This is a genomic window from Leptolyngbya sp. BC1307, from assembly GCF_002286735.1.
Lineage (GTDB): Bacteria > Cyanobacteriota > Cyanobacteriia > Phormidesmidales > Phormidesmidaceae > Phormidesmis.
In genome coordinates this window covers 42102-64999 of sequence record NZ_NRTA01000020.1, presented here as the reverse complement: position 1 = coordinate 64999, position 22898 = coordinate 42102, and the positions used below count along the sequence as shown (strand labels likewise).

Below are 22898 nucleotides of genomic sequence, written 5' to 3'. Positions count from 1 at the left end.
GGAGAGCCAACTCTCCCAGTGGAATCTGTCCCACTGTTCCCACGTAAAAGAGTCACCGACTCCGGTCGCGTTGGTAGTAAGTAATGAACCCAGCGGAGAGCAGACCACGAAAGTACCTAACCTAGCAGCCTAAGCTGGGAGCGGGCCAGGGAAAGTTCGATAAGGTTACGCAAGTGAACCGTCATTGACGCCCCGTCATGAACCGCAGAGTGAAATCAGGCTGAAACACTCTAACCAAAAGGTACATGGGTAGCTCAATCGCTTACTACTCGGTTGAGCGACAGATTGTATTCCCATCGGAGTTAAGACGGAACCTAACCCGAACGCATCTCACACACTTAGAACTACAGTAAGCCCGATAGGTTCTCTGACCAAAGTCGGAGTAGGCCAACCGTAAGGAAGGCGGAACTACCTAGCGGGTAGAGGATCCAGAGGAAGCGAAGGCTCCTGGTAATACGGGAGATAGAGGTTCAAACTTTGCCTCATATCGAAAGATAGCAAAATTCTGGCAGGTCTTCAGCGATAACCCGAAGTAAGGGAACTTAGTCCATTGTGAAAGATAGCGTCCGCCAGGACATCGGAGCAAGGACACCGCTTCAGGACTGGACAACCATCGACTGGAAAGCCGTCAAGAAGCGAGTGAAGAACCTAACTGGACAGTGGGAAGTTTTTCTTGTGCTTTGGTCGATTGAGAGCAACGAACATTCCGATACCGAAAAGGCAGGGAATGTTCGAGACTGGTTGAATAACCACACTCAACCAGTTCAATTATGGAACTCTACCAACGGATAGATCAAGCGATGGCGAAGCCTTCCAAGGGAATCGTCAAACTGCGTCCAGCGTTTAGTTGGGAAGTGCCGTTTGAGTGGTTCGTTTTGTTGCTATGGGGTGCGCTTTTGAGCCATCAACCCGCAGCAGTGAGCAGCTACCTAAATGGCGTAGGGTTAGGCGAAGCGTATTATGGGCAAGCGCTTCACTGGTTCCATTCGACAGCATTCACGATGGATGAGGTGTGTTTGCGGTGGGGCCGCTGGTTATCAAGCCATTCCAGCATCAAGACCTTAAAAGGGCAGCGAGTCTATGCCGGAGACGGCATCAAAGTGAGTAAAGAAGGGCGCAAGATGCCAGGTATCAAAGGCTTGCACCAGGAATCCGAAGATGTCAGTAAGCCTGAGTGGATTCGGGGTCACTACTTCAGCGCCCTTAGCCTGTTGCTGGGCAGTGGTTCGGCGCTATTCGCTGTTCCCCTAGGACTGAAGCTACATGATGGGATTGAGCCAGTTGAGGCGGATAGAGGGCTGACGCTAGTCGACAAGATGGCAGCCGTTTGTGTCGCCTTTATGGTCACTGGCAGCTATGGCCCCCTAGATGCTTACTATGCCTCAGCCAAAATCTTAAAACCTTTCAGAGCTGCTGGTCTACACCTGATTAGCCGCGTCCCGATTTCGACGGTTGGCCATGCTGCCTTTTCAGCTAATCCCAGCGTCCGGGGGCCAGGTCGACCGAGACAGTGGGGCTCAGATGTGAAGCTACGAGCGCTGTTTGCCCCGATTGAGCAATGTACCCAGGCAACGGTTTGGCTCTATGGCCAACGTCAACGGGTCTACTATCAGTGCTTTGAATTCTATTGGGATAGCCCCGATACGCCCGTGTTGTTTGTGCTCACGCAACTGCCGAATGGCAAACAGATTATTTTGCTCTCTAGTGACACCACGCTCACCGGAGCGCAGGTGGTTGAAGCCTATGGCTGGCACATCTCTATGCCGTTGAGGGCCACATTTGCTAACAGTGGACTGACGACTCCCCCTTGCGGGGTGCCTTGCTCTGGAAAGTCTGCACTGACGCCTGCCTTAAGACATCGAAAAATTCCGAGCTTCAAGGAGCTAGGCGCAATGAGTTCGTCCATGATGGCTGAGTGTCGTATCCTATCGAAGCATTTTTCAATATCGAGTTCGATGACTCGTTTATTGATTCCGTTCACCCGAGAGTTTAGGTTCAAGAACAGAAACTTTTGCGCATCATGCGCCGAACGTCCTGGTCTGAATCCGTAGCTCCGAGCGTGAAAAGTAGCTTCGTGTGCTGGTTCCATTGCATATTTCGCGAGGCACTGCCAAGCTCTATCGGCGATGGTGGGGACTTTGAGAATACGAATTTTTCCATTCTTTTTAGGAATTGGAATTTCACGTAATCCCTGATGTTTCCAGGCGTTGACATGGGTTCTGAGGGTTTCATTCAGTTCAAATCTTTCCTTGAAACTCAAGGATGATTTCCCATCTACGCCGGGTGTCCTTTTACCAGCATTGAGCTGTGTCACTTGACGGATGGCCAGTAGTCTTGCCGAGGTGGATTTGAGAATCAGCTTCTGGAGCGACCGCGCTTTGCGCCTGTCTCCTGCTCGAACAGCTTTGAACACTCGTCTTTGCAGGCGGAAAAGGGCGCGGCGGAATTTCTTCCACGGCAGCCTTTGCCAAAGTTCACTGGCCGATGGGCTGTGTCTAACCATGCTCTACTCTGAGTTGTGTTTTCTGAACACCTTAGGTCAGTTACGACCTGTCCTACCCGAGTCAGAGGGCTTCTGCTGCTCGTCTAGCCTATCCAGGTTTTCGACCTTCCCCTGGAACCCCTGGTTCGTTTTTGTTCGTTCCCTCTGTCAGATTGCTATGTCCTTTTAGGTGGAACCCTTTCAGCCACTGATTCCCCAGGACTCTAACAGCTCTCATCCAGTGAAGGCTGCGGGGATAAGCATCAGTAAAGTCGGGATGGGCAAGTTGTGTCCCTGCTTGGTATTAAGCTGCTTTCTTAGGTTCTATTTCACCATGAGGACGCCCTATTAGCGCCAGTGTCATCCCACAATTGATGTCTGATTGCGCCCTGCTCCCAGCTTCACTCTCCAGAATCCCGAGTCTGGTCGGTGTGGGCAGTTCAGGAGTTACATCCGAGTCTGATGAGTAGGACTTTCACCTACATCCAACTGAGAGTTCAGCCTTAACATCCGAGGGGATAGTAGGCTGGAAGCCTTTGTCTATAAGGATTATGTCATAGCTTCTGGGCCTCAACGAATCGCACGTGGACTATACCTTTTTGGGGGTTAGTGCAAAAAACCCCTTCATCGTAACGTGCTGGGTTGGTAGACCTGTCCTAGCTTGTTGACAATAATTCTCATAAGGTTCAGAATTGGGATTCAAAGACATTAACATTCTTGCAACCATGACGATCGCTCTGTCTCAGGCCGACTACTGGGATCTAATTCAAGCCAATCCAACTGTGAAGCCGACTGAATCAGGCGCAAGCGGCTTCGACACCACCTGGAGCTATCCAGCCCAGTTAGGTAAGGGGTTTATCCGTAAGATTCACCCGCGTCAGGGGTTAGACCTTGCGATCGCAAACTATCAACCTAATCAAGATGTAATCATTGAAGCACCGGACCGGGAGCACCCTCTAGAATACGAATTCAGCTTGGTTCGAGAGCAGTCAAAGGCCAGCTTTGAATCGGAGTATTATTTCTTTTCTGGCAGTGGTCTAGCAGAGCGTGATGTGTGCCACTGTGAACGAGATCTGCAAGTGCTGGACGTGAGTTTTCATCTGGAACCTGAGCTATTTTGTACCTGGATGGGCGATCGCCTAGAGCAATCGACAACCCCAGTTAAAGCATTGGTCAACGCCCCCAGCCAGGCTCGCTATACCTACGCCTCCTCTCCCACCGTGGCGATGCAGGCGACCATACAGCAGATCTTGAACTGCCCCTATACGGGCCTGACCCAGCAAATTTACCTGGAGAGCAAAGTCTGGGAACTCATGGCTCTGCACCTAGAGCAGATGTTGCAGCACCAGCTTGATCAGCCTCCTAAGCAGACCCTCAAACCTGACGATATTCAGCGCCTTCACTACGTCCGAGAGATCTTGAAGCTGCAGCTAAACGATCCCCCCTCGCTGAATGGGTTAGCCCGTCAGGTTGGTTTAAATGAATTTACCCTGAAGCAGGGGTTTCGCCATCTGTTTGGCACTACGGTATTTGGTTGCCTACACCACTACCGCATGGAACGCGCCAAGACATTATTGGCCGATGGCCACCTCAATGTCACCGAAGTTGCCCGTGATGTAGGGTTTACAAGCCGGGGGCATTTCGCCGCTGCCTTTCGCAAAAAATTTGGCGTTAACCCCAAAACCTACTCCCTGATGGCGAGAGAGCAGGCGGGCTAAAAATTCCGGGTTTGGATCAAAAAATTCCTGCTGCTGACCAAAGCGATTGTCTATAGGCTAGTGCCATCCAGTAAGCTTCTTGCAAGTGAGTTGCAATTGGGGTATGCAGGCAAAACGCCTGCTAGCCCTAATATTTTGGTGGGTGGAGTGATGAATCAACTACAGCGTTCGACTTGGGTAGCGGGAGGGGTACTCATGCTGATGGCGGGCCCAGCTTGGGCCGAGACAGCGCCAGCTCTTGAAGGTCAGGGGGTAAGCATTGTTACCGAAGTGCCCCGTGGCGAAGCTACAGCGCAGGAGAATGAAAGGGCGGCAAAACCCTCTCTGCTCAGTCAAGTTGAGCAACCGGCCACCCCGGTAGATGAAGGGTTGGCTGAAATCGCCCCAGCGATCGCCCAAATTACGGCTGTCAGGCTCAATGCCGCCGCCGATGGCGTGGAGGTAATTTTAGAAACGTCGGCAGAGCTAGCCGCGTCGTCGTCGGTGGTGGGCAATGCGCTGATTGTGGATATCGCCAATGCAACGCTGGCGCTGCCAGAGGGCGGTGAGTTTCAGGTCGCCAACCCGGCTGAGGGCATTGCGCTGGTGAGCGTTGCACCGCGAGGGGATGGCGTGCGAGTGGCGATCACGGGCTCAGAGGCTCCCCCGACTGCGGCAATTAATGCAGCGGCGCAGAGCTTAGTTTTGTCTGTCGCTAGGGGCACAGCAACGGCAGTCTCTAACGAAGATGCCATTCAGGTGGTGGTGACGGCAACCCGTAGTGAGGAGGAGACGACCACGATTCCCCGGTCAGTCACGGTGATTACTCAAGAAGAGATTCAGCAGCAGACTTCTCTCAGTCGAGATTTGAACGATGTTTTGGGGGCATTAGTGCCGGGTCTCGCGCCGTCGTCGGATCGGGCCTTTACGGCGGCTTCTCTGCGGGGCCGGGATGCGGCTATCTTAATCGATGGAGTGCCCCAGAATGTCAATAGCCGCGACTTTGATCGCGAGCTACGCACCCTCGACCCCAGCGTGATTGAGCGCATTGAAGTGGTGCGAGGGTCTAGCGCCATTTATGGGGGTGGAGCCACCGGCGGCATTATCAACATCATTACGCGGCAGCCTGATGAAGCGAGCTTTACAGCCACGTCTGAAGTCGGCGTCAATGCTGCCTTGGGGAGTTTGCAGAGTGAGAGTTTTGGCTATTTTGCCAGCCAAACCGTTTCGGCTAGGAATGAGCAGTTTGACATTCTGGCTTCGCTGTCGCGGTCTGATACAGGGGCGCTGTTTGATGGCGAGGGCGATCGCGTTCCCACTGTTCAGGGCACCGATGAGAATGAAAATTTCGCGCTGCTCACCCGTCTGGGCTACAGCCCTGATGACAACCAGCGACTCCAGTTCTCCCTCAACTACTATCGCGAAAGCCGCAACAGCGACGTGATCTCTGACCCTAGCGTCGATGATGAACCGGGAGAGCCCAAGGCCCGCGCCCTCAGGGTCGGGCAGCTCAGCTTTCCGGACGGAGGTGGCCCCCAGGCCGACCGCAATTTGATCCTAAACCTCAGCTATCGCCACAACAATGTGCTGAACGGCAGCCTCGATAGCCAGCTCTACTACCGCGACAACGTGACCCGCAGCGATCCGCGCGATCGCCGCCCCCGCGCCTTTAGCATTTTCCAAGGGGAGCTAGACTCGCAAAATTGGGGTGGCCGCCTGGGTTTAAATACCCCCCTATCCGACTCCCTGAGCCTGCTGTGGGGCGCAGACTACAACCACGAAACCACCGCCAATACCTTCAATCTGTTTGACCCCGATAGCTTTGACGCCAGTAATGGCCGGGTCAACCGCCTGATTGAACAGCGCCCGCTGGTGCCGCCCTATACCCTCAGCAGCCTGGGCCTATTCTCCCAGCTCCAGTGGCAGAGCACTGACTGGTTGCAGCTATCGGGCGGCGTACGCCACGAACGCATTGGCTTTTCGGTGGGGGACTATGCCACCTTTTTTGGCGACCCAATTACCGGGGGCGATCGCGACTTCAGCGACACCGCTTTCAACGTGGGTGCGGTGGCCGATGTCACCCCCGACATTAGCCTGTTTGCCAACTTTTCCCAGGGCTTTTCTGTGCCCGACTTTGGCGTAGTGCTGGGCTTTGCCGACCCAGGCTTCACAGTAAATTCAGACATCCAAGTCAACCAGCCCCAGAAAGTCAACGAATACGAGGTCGGCATTCGCGGCAACTGGAATACAGTGCAGGCCTCGATTTCGGGATTTTATAACACTTCTGATCTAGGCTCTAGCCTTGTGTTTGATGACGCCGCTGGCCTCGACGACACCGGCCTCTACGCTCTTGTCCGGGCACCGGAGCGGGTCTACGGCCTAGAGGCCACCCTAGATGCGCAGCCCAGCCCCACCTGGCAACTAGGCACCACCCTTAGCCTGATTGGCGGCGAAGCAGATTTGGAGGACACTGGCCAATTTACCGCCATCAGCAGTGCCCGCATTCAACCCCTCAAGCTCACCGCCTATGTAGAAAATGAAACCCAGCCTGGCTGGCGCAACCGCCTGCAACTGCTGTACGTGGGCAGCCGCAGCGCCGCCTTCGAGGCCGAGGTTGACCCCAGCCCGATTAACAGCTACGTCGTGGTGGATTTGATCAGCAGCGTTGATGTCGGCCCGGGCACCTTAGATATTGGGATAAACAACCTCTTCGACACCCTCTATTTCCCAGCCTATGCCCAACGCACTGCCGGGTTTTCTAACACTTTCAACAGTGCTGGCTCTGGGCGACGGGTATCGGTGGGGTATCGGGTGACGTTTTAGAAGGCGAGTCTTGAATGTTGAGTTTCAAATCGAGCCGCTATCTTGAGCACTCAGAACTAAAAACTAAAAACCCACTCTCCCAAATAACTTATGACCCTCAAAACCTGGCTACTCCATGGACTGCTCGCGGGACTGGTGGCGATCGGTGCGATCGCATGTTATCCCTCCCCCGTAGTCAATTCTGCGCCCTCTGACTGTCGCATGGTGTCGCATCCGCTGGGGGAAACCTGTGTGCCGATGCAGCCCAGCCGGGTGGTTGCGCTAGATGGTACCGCTGCGGGCAATCTGCTGTCGTTGGGGGTGACGCCCGCTGGGGTAGCCAGCAATCTGCTACCTCAGATGGCCGAGCGACTGCCGGGAGTACCCCGACTCGGGCAGAGTGATCAGATCAATTTAGAGGCCCTGGCCGTTCTACAGCCCGATTTGATTATCGGGGCCTCCTGGGACATAGAGGGCACCTATGACCAGCTGTCGGCGATCGCCCCCACTGTTGCCTTTGATATGCAGACCACCGCCGACTGGCAGCGCCCGTTTCGCTTCCATGGTCAGGTGCTGGGCCTGGAGGCCCAGGCGGAGGCGGTGCTAGAGCAGTACCAACGGCGCGTAGAGGCGCTGAACGCACAGGTGAGCGCCTCGCCCATGCAGGTCTCTCTGGTACGGGTTCTGGACCAGTCGGGCCAGATCAGTTTATATCTGAAGAACTGCTTCGGTGGTTCTATTCTGGCCGATCTAGGATTTGCCCGACCCCTATCTCAGAATGAAGGTACTCCAGATCAGCCGCCGTTTTCAAAGCTGGTTAGCCAAGAGGCCCTGCCCCAGGCCGATGGAGACGTGATTTTGCTCTTCACCTTTGGCGCGACCCCAGAAATTGCCGCCGCCGCCGAGGCCGAGTTAGATCGCCTGAAAACCGACCCCCTTTGGCAGTCACTTAAGGCCGTGCAACAGAACCAGGTGTATCCGGTGGGCCACTACTGGGGGGCGGGCAATAGTCCCTTGGCAGCAGACTGGGTGCTAGACGACGTAGAGCAGTATTTGCTACAGGCTTCCAGCTAGGCACAAAACTCCTAGTACTGCTCGCTTCATTAGCACGCTGCTGGGGGGCAGCACTGTTGGCTTCCTGATGATCGAGAGCGAAAAAAAGTGTGGGAAATCCGGCATGGTTCAACCCAGGTTCCGCCAGGGTGACACTCTGAGTCAGGGATAGATCCTTCAGAAGTCTATTTGGCCGGACTTTGAGGTTTTAATTCCCAATCAAAAGTGTTACCCTCGCTTGAACCACGCCAGGAATTGACGCAATCAGTAGGCTAGATCCTCAACGACGATGGTCTAATTTGTGCTGCGAGTGTTACCCAAAATCGGCGGTTTTTAAACCACGCCTGTTTTACCGGGGAATGACCCATCGCGATTGACCTTTGACTGAAAACTATAACAGTTTCGAACTGTCGCCTCATTGAGATTATTTAGAGTCCCCTGCCTGAGCGGGCTGCTGCGTTGCCATCCCTAAGCTCGCGCCTTTCACCCGCCGTAGCTGATCCATCACAGCAATCACTTGGCCGTAGTCGATGGTTTCATCGGCCTGTACGGTCAATAAGGCTTCTGTGCGATGGCGCAGCCCCTCCGCAGGAGGATCGCCGACTTGCGCCTGCACCGTTTTGGTCAACTCGTTCAAAGCAACCGGCTTTTTATCGATTGAGATATTGCCATTGCCCTCAATGGTGACGGTAATGAAAGCTTCCTGCTGAGACTGAGCAGTTTCGGCCTCGGGCAAATCTACCGAGAAGCCTTCTGCGCGGGTTAAGAACAACGTTGAAATAATGAAAAATGCCAAAATCGCGAAGATCACATCAATCATTGGCAAAATATTAATTACCAATGGCTCATCGGCTTCGTTATCGATTATCTGCATATGCTTTCTCCTTTTGATCAGTAGATTGATATTGATCAGTAGATTGATAAGTAGACTGGTGATGCCATTCGTACAAAATCTCTAGCTGACCGCCGTATTCCTGGAGTAGAGCGATCTGCCGCTTGTAAAAGCCCCGGAACAAATTGGCAAATAACAACGTAAAGATAGCGACTACCATGCCTGCTGCTGTTGAGACAAGCGCTTCACTGATGCCGCCCGTGACTAGGCCCGTATTCGCCCCATTCAATCCACCCAAGTTCAGTGAGGCAAATGAACGAATGAGCCCCAAAATAGTGCCGAGCAAGCCTAATAAAGGAGCGACGGCAACAATCGTTTCAAACACGGTATTGAAGCGTTTTAAAAGAGGCAATTCAGCTTGCGTCGCGCTCTCTAAGGCCAATCGGAACTGATTAGGCGAGGCCCCTTCTAGCTCCAACGCTTCTAAAAAGATGCGAGAGATAGGCAGATTGATATTTTGCTTGAGCTTCGGGAAAACCGCAGGCGGATTGGCCTGGTAAATTTGCAAAACGTCTTTAACGATTTTGCGCTCTTGCTTTTTGATGCGAAACCAGAATAAGCTGCGCTCGACGGTGACGGCGATCGCGCACACAGAAAACAGTAGCAGCGGCCACATGACCACGCCGCCTGCCGAGAAAATTTCGGTTAAAGACATACAAACCAATTCAGAAGTGTCTTTAATTATTTAATCCTAATTGGGAACAAATATCAATAGAAATATATAAACACAGGCGTATTGAGAATCTTGTGTGAGAAGAGCCTTTTATTTTAGCGCTTGTGCTATCATCGCCTCAAAAACAAATGATAAATAATCCTGATAGTTTTTAGGTGAATAGTAAAACAAACCTCTTAGAGAGTGTCGGCGAGAGTGTCGGCATCTTCGCGCATAGCCGACCGACCTACTGTAATAAAACCAGCGTTCCAGCAAGCATCAAGACGGTTCCTAAAACAGCTTTTGCGCCAAACGGCTCACCTAAAAACACAGCCGAGAAAATTAAATAAAATTAAAACCAGTCCCGACTTATCAATCGGCGCGACTAGCGATGCAGGGCCAAGCTGCAAAGCTCTGAAATAACACAGCCAGGATAGCCCTGTTGCCAGTCCTGACAGCACCAAAAACAGCATTGACCTGTGAGAAATATCTGCCCATCCTTGCCACTCGCCCTTGACCCACACAATCCCCCAGGCCACGGCTAAAATCACCACCGTCCGAATCGCCGTCGCCAGATTGGAGTTAACAGACTCCACGCCAACCTTGGCAAAAACAGTGGTTAGCGCCGCAAAAAAAGCCGACAGCAAGGCAAAAATCCACCAGCTCGGATCAATGTCTCTCATCCGAACACTGTGCAAATAAGAGTCAGCATGATTTTTAATTTATTTCCTATGAATCTAACAAAAATAATTTTACTCAGTTGAGTATGTCCATGATCGCTACTAACCGGATGAAACCATTCGGCCTGCTTTTAGCGCTATGATTTGGTCGGCTCGCGCCAGCAGCGCCGGACGGTGAGAGACCACTAAGCAGGTAGGCGAATAGCCAGGAGTGAGCGGGCTATCAAACAGTCTTTCCCACAGTCGCTGTTCGGTTTTGATATCCAGGGCACTGGAGAGATCGTCAAAAACCAGTAGCTCAGGCTGACGCAGCAGCATTCGAGCGGCGGCAACCCGCTGCTTTTGCCCGCCTGAAAGCCGAAAGCCACGGGTGCCAATGAGGGTTTCGAGGCCGTCAGGCATGGCAGCGAGATCTCGGTCAAACGCGGCAGCAGCAATTGCCCTCTTTAACCTTCCCTTCTCTGGCGAACCCAACAACATATTTTCTCGCAAAGACACACTGAACAGCTGCGGAATTTGTGGCGTGTAGGCGGCTCGGGGCGGCACTAAAAAGAGAGCCGGATCGTGAATAGGTTGATCATTCCAAAACAGGTGGCCTGATTGCATAGATAGGAGGCCGAGGAGTACTCGCAGTAAGGTTGTTTTGCCTGCGCCTACGTCCCCTGTGATCACAGTTAGGGTGCCTTTTTTCAGGGTGAAACTGATATTGTGAATGCCGCGTTCGGCTTTGCCGTCTTGTAGAGAATCGCTGTCAGGATAGCAATAAGTCAGCCCCGTCGCGCGCAGTTCCCTGAGAGAATCAGCTGTTATGGTTTGAGCAGAGATCGGCAGCGGTGGGAGAGACCCTACTAAAGGTTGGAGGTAGAGGGGGTGCGAGGACGTAAGCGCGTGAAGTGCTTTATCTTGTGCGGGTTGATGAAAAGAACCGCTGCTAGTGAGATCGGCCATGCGCTCGAAGGAGACTTCACTTTGCTGCGTAACGGCTAGAAAGCTACCGGCAAAGGCCAGAAAGTAGGTGATGAAAGAGAGGTAGTAAACAAATAGGGCGAAGTCGCCGACAGTGAGGCCACTCTGAGTGTCTAAGGGCTGTAGGTTTTGGGCCGCGAGGAGCAGAATGAGGGCGGTGCCAATGCTGACAATGCCTTCAAAGCCTGAGTTGAGAAGGGCGGTAAAGAGACGATCGCGGATAGTCAACTGCTGGCGGCGATCGCCTCTTCTTTTCAGCTCATGCAGCATTCCTCGTTCGGTCCCGGCTACTTTAATCGCCTGCACTGCGGTGAACATTTCGGCAATCAGGCCGGTGACTTGCGCGGTGGCTTGGCGGCTGGCGCGGCGGTAGCGTTTGATGCGGTATTCGGCCCGGTGAACGAGAAGGGCGATCGCACACAGCGGCGTAAAGACCAGCCAGGTCATCGTAGCGTTTACGCTCAGCAGGAGAGCCATAGAAACGATGGCAAATACGGCCTCTGCAAAAATCTCATTGGTACTGGCAACCGTGTCTTCTATCTGGCTGGCATCGTCACGAAAATAGTTGAGAACTTCACCGGGAGAGCTTTTTTGACTCGTCGAAAGCTCTGCGCCGGGCCGCTTTAGCAGCGCTAACAGCAGATTATGACGAGTCAGAGCGCTCATGAGAAAGCGGTGTTGGGTTTTGGTAATGCGTCCGGCAAAAATCGCAACGACTCTGGCAAGGCCGACGGCCAGGAGCAGCGCGATCCAAATCCAGGGTGATTCTGAAAAAGAGAATCGCTCAGCATCTTGAGCAAGACTGTTAAAAAATTCGCGGATGAGCACACCCGGTACAACCGGCAGCCCGGCAATAAAGAGCCACAGCAAGGTATCTGCGCAGTACAGCTTTGGCGCATAGCGAATCAGTCGTCCCAAAATCTGCCAGATAGATTCAGACGCCATAGCGTACAACAGCCCATAGAAGCACAACGTCCGATACTTTATCTCAGCGCCCGGACTAAAAGGAGCCCTATAGGGATTTTCTTGACCGCTCAACGGAATTAATGAGGCGATCGCATTTATCACTTGCGGGTAGTTCTTGCCGCTAACGGTACTGCACTTTACCGCACGTCCCTTAATTTGGTTTAGCGATCGCCCCTATTCACACCTGTGGGATTCTAGCGATTTCTGCTGATTGGAGTACTTCTGGAAGCTGTTTCCAGGGAATTGAGCCGTCTTTGCTGTCGATGTAAAGTTCTCCAAAGTGAAGCAGGGCCCTGGCTTCGGATGGGAGAACTTGGGTGAAGAGGTAAGTGGCTTTGTGGCGATTGGCAAAAGCAACGGCGCAAGGCTGATCGCAAGTCCACAGACAGCCCACTTCACGAATTTCAAGCTTTGTCTGGTGTGCCCAATTTTGATATAAGGCTAGGAGTTGGTTCAATAGCTGAATGCCTTCGCGATCAGTTTTTGAAGACGCTTCGGCAGCGTCTTTGTCAGGTTTAATTTGACAGGATTTGCAGACAAACAGAACGTTCTCAGTCATAGTGGTTACGATTCTTTGATTAGATATTTGAAGAGATCATCTAAAATTGCATTGGCGGCTATTGGGCCACTGCCAATCCAATAGCTGGGAACGAAATAAACGCGGTCTGCCTGTACAGCTTTTAAGCTTTGCCACAGGGGATTGGCCTGAAGTTCTGCCAATTTTTCTTGAGCGGTTTGATTCGCGGCTGCGGTGTTTTCTGCCGTCCAAACAAATATAGCGTCCCCATCGGCATAGTCAAGCCGCTCTAAGCTGATGGAGGCTTGAATTGGATTTTGATAACGGCTCTTTGCTTCTGCGGCACTGATGTCTTGCTCGGTGGGTCTAGCGAGCAAGACATCGTCTAAAACGGTGCCCGGAAAAGACTCGCGGAAGTAGAGATTGATGCTGTCTGGATACATGCGGACGACTGATACCTGCAAAGAAGAGGCTAAATCTGAAGGCAACTGACTGGCTAGCTGTTGTTGAAAGGCTTGGGCTCGCCGCTGATAATCATCCATCACCTGCTGCCCTATTGTCTCCTGGTTCAACACCTGGCTATAGTTGGCGAATACTTCTTTCCACTGGCCGCTGTGGTCAAATGGAAGAAGTACGGTTGGGGCAATTTGAGACAGCTGTTCATACGCTGACTGCTGATGGTCGAGCCCCAAGATAAAATCGGGTTTGAGCGCTACTATACTTTCTATATTGGGTTCGCCGGCCTGGCCAATGTCTGCTACATCAGCTAGCTGATCTGCTAGGTAAGTATCGAGCCCCTGGAAGGCTACAGTGCCCATAGGCTTTAGGCCAAGCGCGATCGCAGCCTCAAAAGATGTTGAGTCCAAAGTCACCAATCGCTCTATCTGGTCGGGAACGCAGGTTCTTCCCGCTGTATGATCTACCCAATGACAGTCAGTAGGCTGTCTGCTAGAGATAGGCTCAGCACTCTGACGCTGGCAGGCAGACAGGCTACCGAAAATCAGTGTGCCTAGCAGAAAAAAGAGAATGAGCCGAAAAGGTTTGAACCAAAGATGCATCATGCTTTGAAGAGGTTGTTTTTAAAAATCGATTGAGAAAGAGGCCGAAATGCCAAAAGGTGCTCCCGGATTAACACTTGTCCTGCCGCCAGATGAGGCAAAATATTCGGTGTTGAACAGGTTTTCAATATTGAGCTGAGTGCGCCAGTTATCGCGCTTGTAAAATAGGGAGGCATCGGTACGGAAGTAGCTTGGCAGGGTAAAGGTATTGCCTAAATCTCCTTGGCGATCGCTCACGTAAAAAAGCCCTAACCCGGCTCCTAGTCCGGCTAGATCACCCTCTTGAACCTCATAGGTTGTGAATAGGCTGAACTGATTGTCCGGCACATTCGCCAGTTTGTTACCGACAGTGTCTCTTGTATCTTCACTGACAAAAGCATCTAAATAGGTGTAAGCCGCCGTCATATTCCAACCGGGTAATATCTCTCCGCCCAAATTCAGCTCAATGCCGCGACTGGCGACTTCTCCGGTTTGCAGAGAAAAGCGGGGATTGTCCGGATCGGGAGTTCGTACATTTTGTCTGCGAATATCAAACGCAGCGACATTTAAGCTCAGCTGCTCTGACAAATCTGTTTTAATGCCGACTTCAAACTGTCGCCCCCGCTCGGGCTCAAACGATGAACCGTCACTATTGAGACTAGCCCCGAAAGCAGGATTAAACGAAGTGGTGTAAGAAGCATAAAGTGACACAGGTTCAATCGGCTGATAAACAATCCCAAATCTGGGCGTGAAGGCTTCGTCAGTCAGATCAAATTCTTTTCTAGGGCCGTCTAACTCTTGGGTCGTGCGGAACTGGTCTACAGAGTCATAGCGAATGCCCGCCAGAAGTTTTAGCTCGGGGATAATTTCAATTTGATCTTGAAGATAGAGACTGATGGTGTTGATGTTATCATCGCGGAAGAAGGTGGGCGCAATTTCATAAGGAATCCCTGTATAAACCGGATCAAACACATTGATCGGTGTGTAAAGATCGGAGAACTGAAACTCGGGTGACTCTGAATCACGACGATATTCGATTCCAAATAAAAGCTGATGCTCAACAGAACCCGTATCAAACCGGCCAATCGCTTCGGCATTCGTAAAAATTCGCTGATATTCGCCTCCAGCAAAATACTCAAGGCGCTCTACATCTCCCGTTTCTTCATCAAAAGAGTCTATCAACGGCGCATACCGTCTGGGCGAATATTGTAAGTACTGCAAGGCATGTCTTACTGACCAGTCTTCGTCAAATTCATGATCTAGCCGGTAGCCAAGGCTAAACTGATTTTGCGAAAATTCTCCAAATCTTTCGCCTAAAAACCGACTGCGAGGAACATCAACAATACCCTCGCCTAAAGCCGGGATGCCCTCGTCAATGGTTTCGCGGTCATAAGCATATTGCCCGTAAACGTCTAATGAGGTGCTGGGGCTAATGTCCCAGCTAACAATCGGAGAAATCAGCAATCTCTCACCATTGACGATATCTCGAAAGCTCCCTTCGTTTTCATAAGATAAATTCAGCCGGTATTTTACGTCTCCAGCCTCGTCTAACGGCCCAGATAAATCGAGCGCACCGCGATAAGTGTCAAAGCTGCCAACAGTCACCTCAGCCGAGTAAAAGGGCTCACTCAAAGGCTGTTTAGAAACTAAATTGATAATACCGCCCGGTTCGCCTTGACCGAACAATACAGAGGCTGGGCCTCTAAGAACTTCAACCTGTTCAATATCATTAGTACTTAAAGGCGACAGAGAAAAGGTAGAAATGCCATCTCGAAAAATGCCATCATTGACTGGAAATCCTCGGAGTAGAAGACCTGGGCCAAATATGCTGGTTCCTCTGCCACCAGCATCGACAACGCCTCCGGCCGTTTCCAGAGCATCGCCTAGCTCAGTGACATTGCGATCTTCAATCACTGCTCGCGGAATGACTTGAACTGAAAAAGGAATATCTCGCAGCGGCGTATCCGTGCCCGTGGCTGTGCTAGCGCTAGAAGGGTTATAGCCTTCATCCTCATTACCTGTCACCACAATTCTCAGGGCATCGTCAGCCTCACTTGCTTGAGCAATTCCTGGCACTACGCTCAGCGTTAGCCCCGCAGTCCCACTCGCGACTTCGGCTGTCGGCGCTGTGTCGGTGCCGGTAATGGCCACCCGCACCCGATCTCCAGACAGCGCCGAGACTTGCACCAAGGCGATGCCTGCTGCTGGTGCAAATTCCTCAAATGAATCCTCGTCTGGCAAGACCAGCACCGCATTGGGGATATCCACTATCAGAGCGTTGCCTACCACTGAGGTTTCGGGAGTTTCTAGTGGCTCTATTGTCTCTAGCGTGAGTGTCAAACTGCCTTCAACCGCATTTATTTGAACACCCGTAATCTGCTTCAGTCCCTGCGCCAAAACAGAAGTGACAGGCATCAGGCTACCCTGACGCTGTCCTGATTCAGCACTTACTGATTCAGCACTTACTAATTCAGCACTTACTAATTCAGCACTTACTAATTCAGCACCTGCCGCCACAGTCAGCAGCCCGGAAAACAAACTCCCTAACCAGAATACTCTTCTCAACTGAGCCATGATTCACATCCACACACGTTTTGGCACTCATCTAAACCAGCCAACAGCAGCTTGTTAGTTAGAATGATTATCAATAAATCTACCGAAAGGCCTTACACTCCGGAAGCCACGCTTGAACGGCGGGCGGATCTTTTGCGAACGGCGGGCGGATCTTTTTCCTTAGCTCGCCCGAAAAACAGGGGGTTTGCACTTGCGATAAAGGCTAGGGTTCATGCCAAATTTTTTGCGAAAGGCGGTCGCAAAATGACTGCGGTTCGCAAAGCCGACGGACTGTGCCGCCCCGCCTACGCTGATTGAACCCGATTCAAGTAGCTGGCGCGACTTCTCCATCCGACAATCGTGCAGGTAGCCAAACACCGTCGTTCCAAACACCTGCCGAAACCCGACTTTTAGCTTGTGATCATTGATCTGTACCTGCCGGGCCAGTCCGAGTAGTGAAGGGGGATTAGTCAGCTGCGATCGCAAAATTTCTCCCGCGTAGTGAATTCGCTCCACATCGTCGGGCTTAAGCACAGGGGCTAGCAGCGGCGCATCCTCTTCCATGTCCGCTAAAATCAGCGTCATCATTTCCCAAAGCTTGCCTTCCAAATACAGCCGCCGGGTGAATCCCTGATAGGGACAGTGCAAGATCTGCTGAAATACCGTCTGCATAGGCGCTGAGGGCACACTCGACTGCTGGTAATATTCTTGTTTGGGCGATCGCAGTAAAGGCTTCAGCGCAGCAGGCAAGGCGTCTGTATCCCCAATCCACTGCCGAAATGCCGTCGGCTCAATATGAACGTTGACGCTGACGATGCGCGCTCTACCAGCCGTATGCCACAGCTCCTCAGGGGCTAAGCCACTACCGCAAACGTGATAGCGGTGAGTGCTTTTGCTAGCCGTGCTGGTTTGCTCGAAGGTATATTCCAGAGGGTGGGTGCGATCGCCACACCTCACCGCTACATCATCTTGTAGGCGATAGTCTACAATCTCCAGGTCTAGACCGTCGCTCAGCGGCACCGAGCGATAATAGCCTTCGCCTAAGCGGGCAGGAAACGGACAAATTGAGTCACCGTTAGGGGCGATCGCGGCCTCAGGAGAGGTGTCGATGAGTTCCCAATAGTCTGCTTGCGAAAGTGTAATGGGCATGATGCGTTTGATAATGTTTTGGCAGCGCTAGTGAGATCTGTGAGCGCTGTGCCAATCAGGACGTGACTGGATATTACCTTAGTTGAGAACATTTCTCAATTGATGATGATGGGTCAGCCGAGAGCTAGTAGTTCTAAAAATAGTTCTAAAAATCAGCCAGGCTTATGGTTAAGCTAATTCAGAGATGGTGGATCTGGCTAAACGACTGAGCTATATTGAGAGGCATATAGGCATGGTTCAACCCAGGTTCCGCCAGGGTGACAGTCTGAGTCAGGGATAGATCCTTCAGAAGTCTATTTGGCCGGACTTTGAGGGTTTAATTCCCAATCAAAAGGTCATTCTGCTGCAAACAGATGGTTCAGCAGCTATTGAAAAGGATTGATATTGGGAATTAATTGCAATAGAGTGAGGTAAACACCTTTGTTTAGCTTATGCTGTCGAATCATGTCGCTCCGCTGATCGAGGGGCCCCTCGCGGCGCTCAGACAATATGACGGGTCTAGCCAGCGGTGGCCGCTGCGTCCCGGCCTAAGCCTGATAGTTCAGACGCTAAATTTTCGCGAAAAGGCTGTGATCACGAAGGGCTGCTCGAATGACACAACCACGCTGGGAATGAGTTTTTGCCTGGAAGGGCAAGTTCAAAGGCGCAGTGTTCATGCTGAGCAGACAGTCCAGCTTCTGCCTAGGCAGGCAAGCCTGGGGATATCAAAGGGCCAGGGCCAAGTCATAGAATACGCCGCCAAACCGCTGCGGTTAGTCCACCTGCATATTCAACCTGATGCTATCGGTCTCGGCAATCAGGAGAGTATTGAACAGTTGCCGGATTCGCTGAAGGTAGCGATGACACAGTGCGATCAGACGGATTATTTTCAGTCGCACAGCATGAGCGCCGTGATGAATTCAACCGTTCAACAACTGCTGAACTGTCCATATCGCGGGCTATCTCAACGCCTGTATTTGGAGAGCAAGGCGATTGAACTGATGAGCCTGTATTTCGATCAAATATCGGCGAGTAATGGTTCGCAGCAGCCTTCCTCTGACTTGAAAGCTGATGAAGTTGATCGAATTTTTAATGCCCGAGATATTTTGCTCGCTCAGGTTGCCAATCCGCCTACCCTGCTAGATCTCGCTCATCAAATTGGACTGAATGACCGCAAGCTAAAACAAGGGTTTCGTCAGGTGTTTGGGACGACGGTGTTTGGCTACCTGCACCGCTATCGAATGCAGCAGGCCCAGCGATTACTGCTCATGCCCAGCGCCACGATCGCGAGCGTCGCTCAAACTATCGGCTACAGAAACCCCGAAGCGTTTAGCGTGGCCTTTCGCCGCACTTTTGAAATTGGGCCAAAAGCCTACCAGATGCAGCAGCGCTAGCGCCCAGTTGCAAACCGAAAAGTCCGTTTGAGACAGAAAAAAAGTCCGGCTAACAAAGAAAAGCGTAAGGCCAGACCACTATCATCAACGCAATGAAGTTATTAAGAATTTTTCCCATTTAGTGTGATGAGAGTAGGCATGATTGTGACGTGGATGAGGTGGGAGGGTTGGTCAGCTCCATTGATAGTGGGTTTGTGGCTGTTGACGGGGCAGGGGGCGATCGCTCGTGAGCCCTTCCTGGAAAAAGCAGCCGTGACGGCGAACTCGCTAGCGACCGAGGCAGCAGCGGATAGCTGGCTATCTCAGCTCGACCCCACTGAGCTGATCGAAATCACCGGTGTCCGATTGGAGGAAACCCCAGAAGGATTGACGCTGCGGCTGGAAACGGCGGGTGAATTAGCTGAACCGGTAACCGCTGTGATCGGGAATGCGGCGATCGCAGATATCCCTAACGCCCTGCTCAGTCTGTCAGCAGACGACAGCTTTTTTGCCAGCACCCCCACGGGCGGAATTGCGCTGGTGGAAATTACGAACCGGCCTGATAATCAGGTACGGATTGCGATTACGGGCGTTGATGCGCCCCCGACTCTGGCATTTGCTGCGGATGCGACTAGGTTGACCATTCGGACAGTTGTGGGTGACCCCGCCGCTCCTGACAGCGCGCTGCCCAACGACTCACTCCAGCTTGTTGTCACCGGCGATCAGGCAATAGAAGAGGGCTACTTCGTCCCGGCAGCCAATACCGCCACCCGTACCGATACGCCTATTTTGGATACGCCTGCCGCCATTCAGGTGATTCCTCAGCAGGTGCTGGAAGATCAGCAGGTTACCGATCTGGGAGAGGCGTTGCGCAATGTCAGCGGGGTCGCGGTCAATTCGACTGAAGGCAGAGGCTTTCAGGTGAGCCTGCGAGGATTTGAAGGGGCCTCGATATTTCGGGATGGCTTTCGCCTGTATAGTCCTAACGACAACGGAGACGCCGCCGGACAGGGCTTCCCAGAAATTGCCAATATTGAGCGCATTGAAGTATTGAGAGGCCCCAGTTCAATTTTATTTGGCCAGATTGAACCGGGCGGGGCGGTGAATGTGGTCTCTAAGCGGCCATTGGATAGCCCCTTTTATGAAGTGGCCCTCCAAACGGACAGTCGCGGGCTAGTACGACCGCAGGTAGACATCTCTGGGCCGCTTACCGAAGACGGTCGGGCGCTCTATCGCCTCAACGCTCTGTATCAGCGAGATGACAGTTTTCGAGATTTTGAGGGGGCGGCTGATCGGTTTTTCGTTGCGCCTGCGTTGGCCTGGAAGCTGGGCGATCGCACCGATCTCAATCTTCAATTAGAGTATCTAAACGATCAGCGCCCCCTTGACCCCGGACTGGTCGCTTTGGGTGATGAAGTGGCCGATATTCCTCGTAGTCGCATCTTGGGTGAACCCGACGACACCATCGACAGTGAGTTTGTCAGCATTGGCTACGATCTAGAACATCGCGTCAGCGATAGTTGGACAATTCGCAATGCGCTTCGCTATCTCTCTAAAATTGACGACATTAGCGCCACTCTGAGTTTTCCGTTCATTGGCGGGCTTAACGAGGCCACAGGTGATCTCAATCGTGTCTTTGCAGAGCAAACCGTCAGCAATGAAACGCTAGCCCTGCAAACTAATGTCGTCGGTGAATTTTCCACCGGTTCAATTGACCACACCCTGCTCTTAGGCTTGGATCTAGCTCGCTACCGACTATACTCAGATTCTTTCACGGACTTTGCGCAGCGCACCCCGCTCAACATTTTCGACCCGATCTATGGCGCGCTGCCCAGGCCCGAGCGAGGCGATACTCCCACTAGCCAGGAGAGTATCGGCACCAGCAGTCTGCAACTCTATGCGCAAGATCAAATTTCGCTGTTAGACAATCTCATCCTGGTGGCGGGCTTTAATTACGAAACAGTTAACCAAACAACAACCACGATCCGTGGCGGTAGAACAATTGAGACAGATCGCAGTGAAGATGCGTTCAGTCCGAGAGTAGGGTTGATCTATCAGCCTGCTGAAAATCTCTCTCTGTATGCCAACTATTCTCGCTCGTTCTATCCCAGCGCGGCTTTAACGGTCGAGGGTGAGCCACTAGAACCTGAAGCGGGAGAAGGGTTTGAAGTGGGTATCAAAACGGAACTGTTGGATCGCCGCCTGCTCGCAACACTGGCTTACTTCAATCTTACTAAACGAAATGTCGCCACCGCTGACCCAAGCGATCCTCGATTTTCGGTGGCGACCGGAGAGCAGCAGAGTCAGGGAATTGAGCTGGATGTGGTCGGTGAACTTTCACCTGGATGGAATCTGATCGCCTCGTATGCCTATATTGACGCGGCGATCGCAGCGGACAATCGCTTTGAAACCGGCAACCGCCTGCCGGGAGTACCTGAGCACAGTGCCAGCCTGTGGACAAAATACGAAATTCAGTCGGGTGATTTTGCAGGGCTGGGCTTTGGATTAGGCGTTAATTGGGTGGGCGATCGCCAGGGCGACTTGCAGAACAGCTTTGATCTAGGCAGCTACTTTCTGACCAATGCGGCTGTTTCTTATCAGCGAGACAGTTGGCGGTTTGGCCTCAATTTTCAGAACCTGTTCGACGTGAATTTCATCGAGGGCTCACCGCGTACTCGCACCCGAGGCATTGAACCTGGAGAGCCTTTTACAGTGCTGGGCTCTATCAGCTACAAATTCTAAAGAGAGTTCTCAAGATGGGCCAGAAAAGCCCCATAAAAAACTTATCCCCTCTTCGCTCATGATTCCCCAGGCTCCATCAAAAGCGCAAGCGCACCTTCGACCTCGCACCAAATTTGTGCTGCTGGGCAGTCTCTACACGTCTCAGTTTTTACCGGCTGCTTTTTTCTTTCAAGCCTTGCCTATTTTCTTGCGACAGCAGGGCGCATCGCTGCAAGTTATTGGCCTGATGGGGCTGCTGACATTGCCCTGGATCTTAAAGTTTCTCTGGGCTCCCCTGGTTGATCGCTATGGTTCGAGAAAATGGGGCCATTACAAGTCCTGGATTGTCGTCACTCAGTTTCTCCTGGCCCTCACACTCATTGCCTGCGCTTCTATTGACACCTTCCAAGGCAATGAGGGGCTGTTGTTCTCGGGCGTGTTCCTGGTTGTGACGATGGCCGCTACTCAGGACATTGCCACCGATGCGATCGCCGTCAGGCTGCTGGCTCCCCACGAGCGTGGCTGGGGAAACGGCATTCAGAGCGCAGCACGGGCGGTGGGAGGGCTTTTGGGCGGTGGGGTAATGCTCCTGGTTTTGAATCAGCTAGGCTGGCAGGTGAGCGTGTGGTTTCTGGCGGGCGGCGTTTTGCTGGCGCTGCTGCCGTTGCTCTGGTATCGGGAAGCGGAGAGACCCGCCAGCAGGATGCGGATAAATCGCACTTTTAGCAACAGTTCACCAGTCTCTAACTATTTTGAGACACTGCTGAGCTTTGGGCGACAACCGCAGGCGTTAATCTGGCTGTTTTTTATCTTGATCTATGCGACCGGTAGCAGTATGGCCGCGACCATGTTTCGGCCTCTGCTGGTAGATCTCGGCCTTTCGATGGCCGACATTGGTTGGATGACAGGCATTGTCGGCTCATCAGCGGCCATTATCGGTTCCCTGCTGGCGGGCGGGTTTATTCAACCCTTGGGGCGGCAGCGATCGCTGATTTTATTTGGGCTGTTGCAGGCGATCGCCGTGGCTGCGCTCACCTTGCCTGCCATTGGCATCCGCGATCCGCTCATTCTCTATGCTGTCAGCACGGGTGAAGTCTTTGCCCGCAGCGTCGCTAGCACCGCGCTATTCACCGTGATGATGGACAAAAGCCGTCCTGAGACAGCAGGCAGCGACTACACCTTGCAGTCGTCGGTCTACGTGCTGGGACATCAGGTGGGGGTGCCCGCCCTGAGTGGCTTCATTGCCGCAGCGCTCGGCTATACCGGCGTCTTTATCATTGGCTTTGTCGTCTGCCTGGCAGGTGCCTGGCTAGCGACCAAAGTCATCTGCGAGCCCACCCCGCTGCCTGGAATCGAGCGCTAAACAAGATTAGGAAACA

Annotated in this window: 13 protein-coding genes and 2 pseudogenes; 6 read left to right on the top strand and 9 right to left on the bottom strand. The window is 52.5% G+C overall.

Features of this window, described 5'->3' with window-relative positions; translation table 11 throughout:
* Positions 1-1756: 1756 nt before the first annotated feature.
* A pseudogene (locus CKL79_RS12605) lies at positions 1757-2503 on the bottom strand (reverse transcriptase N-terminal domain-containing protein); the annotation flags it as partial.
* Between the two features lie 704 nt (positions 2504-3207).
* Here CKL79_RS12605 and CKL79_RS12600 point away from each other — a divergent pair.
* The 3 genes from CKL79_RS12600 (at position 3208) to CKL79_RS12590 (ending at position 8055) form a co-directional block, all read left to right on the top strand.
* Entirely contained in the window at positions 3208-4200 is a 993-nt protein-coding gene (locus tag CKL79_RS12600) for an AraC family transcriptional regulator (RefSeq protein WP_121969933.1), read from the top strand.
* A 150-nt stretch (positions 4201-4350) separates the two neighbouring features.
* A complete protein-coding gene (locus CKL79_RS12595; protein ID WP_121969932.1) occupies positions 4351-7002 on the top strand; it encodes a TonB-dependent receptor in 2652 nt (883 codons plus the stop codon).
* 90 nt (positions 7003-7092) lie between these two features.
* On the top strand, positions 7093-8055 hold the full coding sequence (locus CKL79_RS12590; protein ID WP_121969931.1) for an iron-siderophore ABC transporter substrate-binding protein: 963 nt from the start codon (positions 7093-7095) through the stop codon (positions 8053-8055).
* Positions 8056-8458: 403 nt separating this feature from the next.
* On the opposite strand, the gene CKL79_RS12585 is transcribed toward CKL79_RS12590, so the two are convergent.
* From CKL79_RS12585 to CKL79_RS12550, 8 genes and pseudogenes are all read right to left on the bottom strand, one after another.
* Positions 8459-8908 carry a biopolymer transporter ExbD gene (locus CKL79_RS12585; RefSeq protein ID WP_121969930.1) on the bottom strand — a complete coding sequence of 150 codons (450 nt, stop codon included), beginning with the start codon at positions 8906-8908 and terminating at the stop codon, positions 8459-8461.
* The gene (locus CKL79_RS12580; protein ID WP_205879072.1) at positions 8892-9581 is read right to left on the bottom strand and encodes a MotA/TolQ/ExbB proton channel family protein; all 690 of its coding nucleotides are present in this window, start codon (positions 9579-9581) and stop codon (positions 8892-8894) included. Before CKL79_RS12580 ends, CKL79_RS12585 begins: the two co-directional genes overlap by 17 nt.
* A gap of 244 nt (positions 9582-9825) precedes the next feature.
* Positions 9826-10261: pseudogene (locus tag CKL79_RS12575) on the bottom strand (EamA family transporter).
* Positions 10262-10360: 99 nt separating this feature from the next.
* Positions 10361-12169: an ABC transporter ATP-binding protein gene (locus tag CKL79_RS12570; protein ID WP_121969929.1), complete on the bottom strand. Its 1809-nt coding sequence runs from the start codon at positions 12167-12169 to the stop codon at positions 10361-10363.
* A gap of 199 nt (positions 12170-12368) precedes the next feature.
* Positions 12369-12749: a DUF1636 domain-containing protein gene (locus tag CKL79_RS12565; RefSeq protein WP_121969928.1), complete on the bottom strand. Its 381-nt coding sequence runs from the start codon at positions 12747-12749 to the stop codon at positions 12369-12371.
* A 5-nt stretch (positions 12750-12754) separates the two neighbouring features.
* Positions 12755-13765, bottom strand: coding sequence for an iron-siderophore ABC transporter substrate-binding protein (locus CKL79_RS12560; RefSeq protein WP_276300136.1), 1011 nt, complete (start codon positions 13763-13765; stop codon positions 12755-12757).
* Positions 13766-13786: 21 nt separating this feature from the next.
* The gene (locus CKL79_RS12555) at positions 13787-16159 is read right to left on the bottom strand and encodes a TonB-dependent siderophore receptor (protein WP_240518835.1); all 2373 of its coding nucleotides are present in this window, start codon (positions 16157-16159) and stop codon (positions 13787-13789) included.
* Positions 16160-16477: 318 nt separating this feature from the next.
* The gene (locus CKL79_RS12550) at positions 16478-17446 is read right to left on the bottom strand and encodes an AraC family transcriptional regulator (protein ID WP_121969925.1); all 969 of its coding nucleotides are present in this window, start codon (positions 17444-17446) and stop codon (positions 16478-16480) included.
* 431 nt (positions 17447-17877) lie between these two features.
* On the opposite strand from CKL79_RS12550, the gene CKL79_RS12545 reads away from it, so the two are divergent.
* The 3 genes from CKL79_RS12545 to CKL79_RS12535 all read left to right on the top strand — a co-directional run bounded on the left by CKL79_RS12545 (position 17878) and on the right by CKL79_RS12535 (position 22882).
* A complete protein-coding gene (locus CKL79_RS12545) occupies positions 17878-18819 on the top strand; it encodes an AraC family transcriptional regulator (RefSeq protein WP_121969924.1) in 942 nt (313 codons plus the stop codon).
* Positions 18820-18957: 138 nt separating this feature from the next.
* Positions 18958-21540: a TonB-dependent siderophore receptor gene (locus CKL79_RS12540; protein ID WP_121969923.1), complete on the top strand. Its 2583-nt coding sequence runs from the start codon at positions 18958-18960 to the stop codon at positions 21538-21540.
* A 58-nt stretch (positions 21541-21598) separates the two neighbouring features.
* Positions 21599-22882, top strand: a complete 1284-nt coding sequence (locus CKL79_RS12535) for an MFS transporter (RefSeq protein WP_240518834.1) — start codon at positions 21599-21601, stop codon at positions 22880-22882.
* Positions 22883-22898 lie beyond the last annotated feature (16 nt).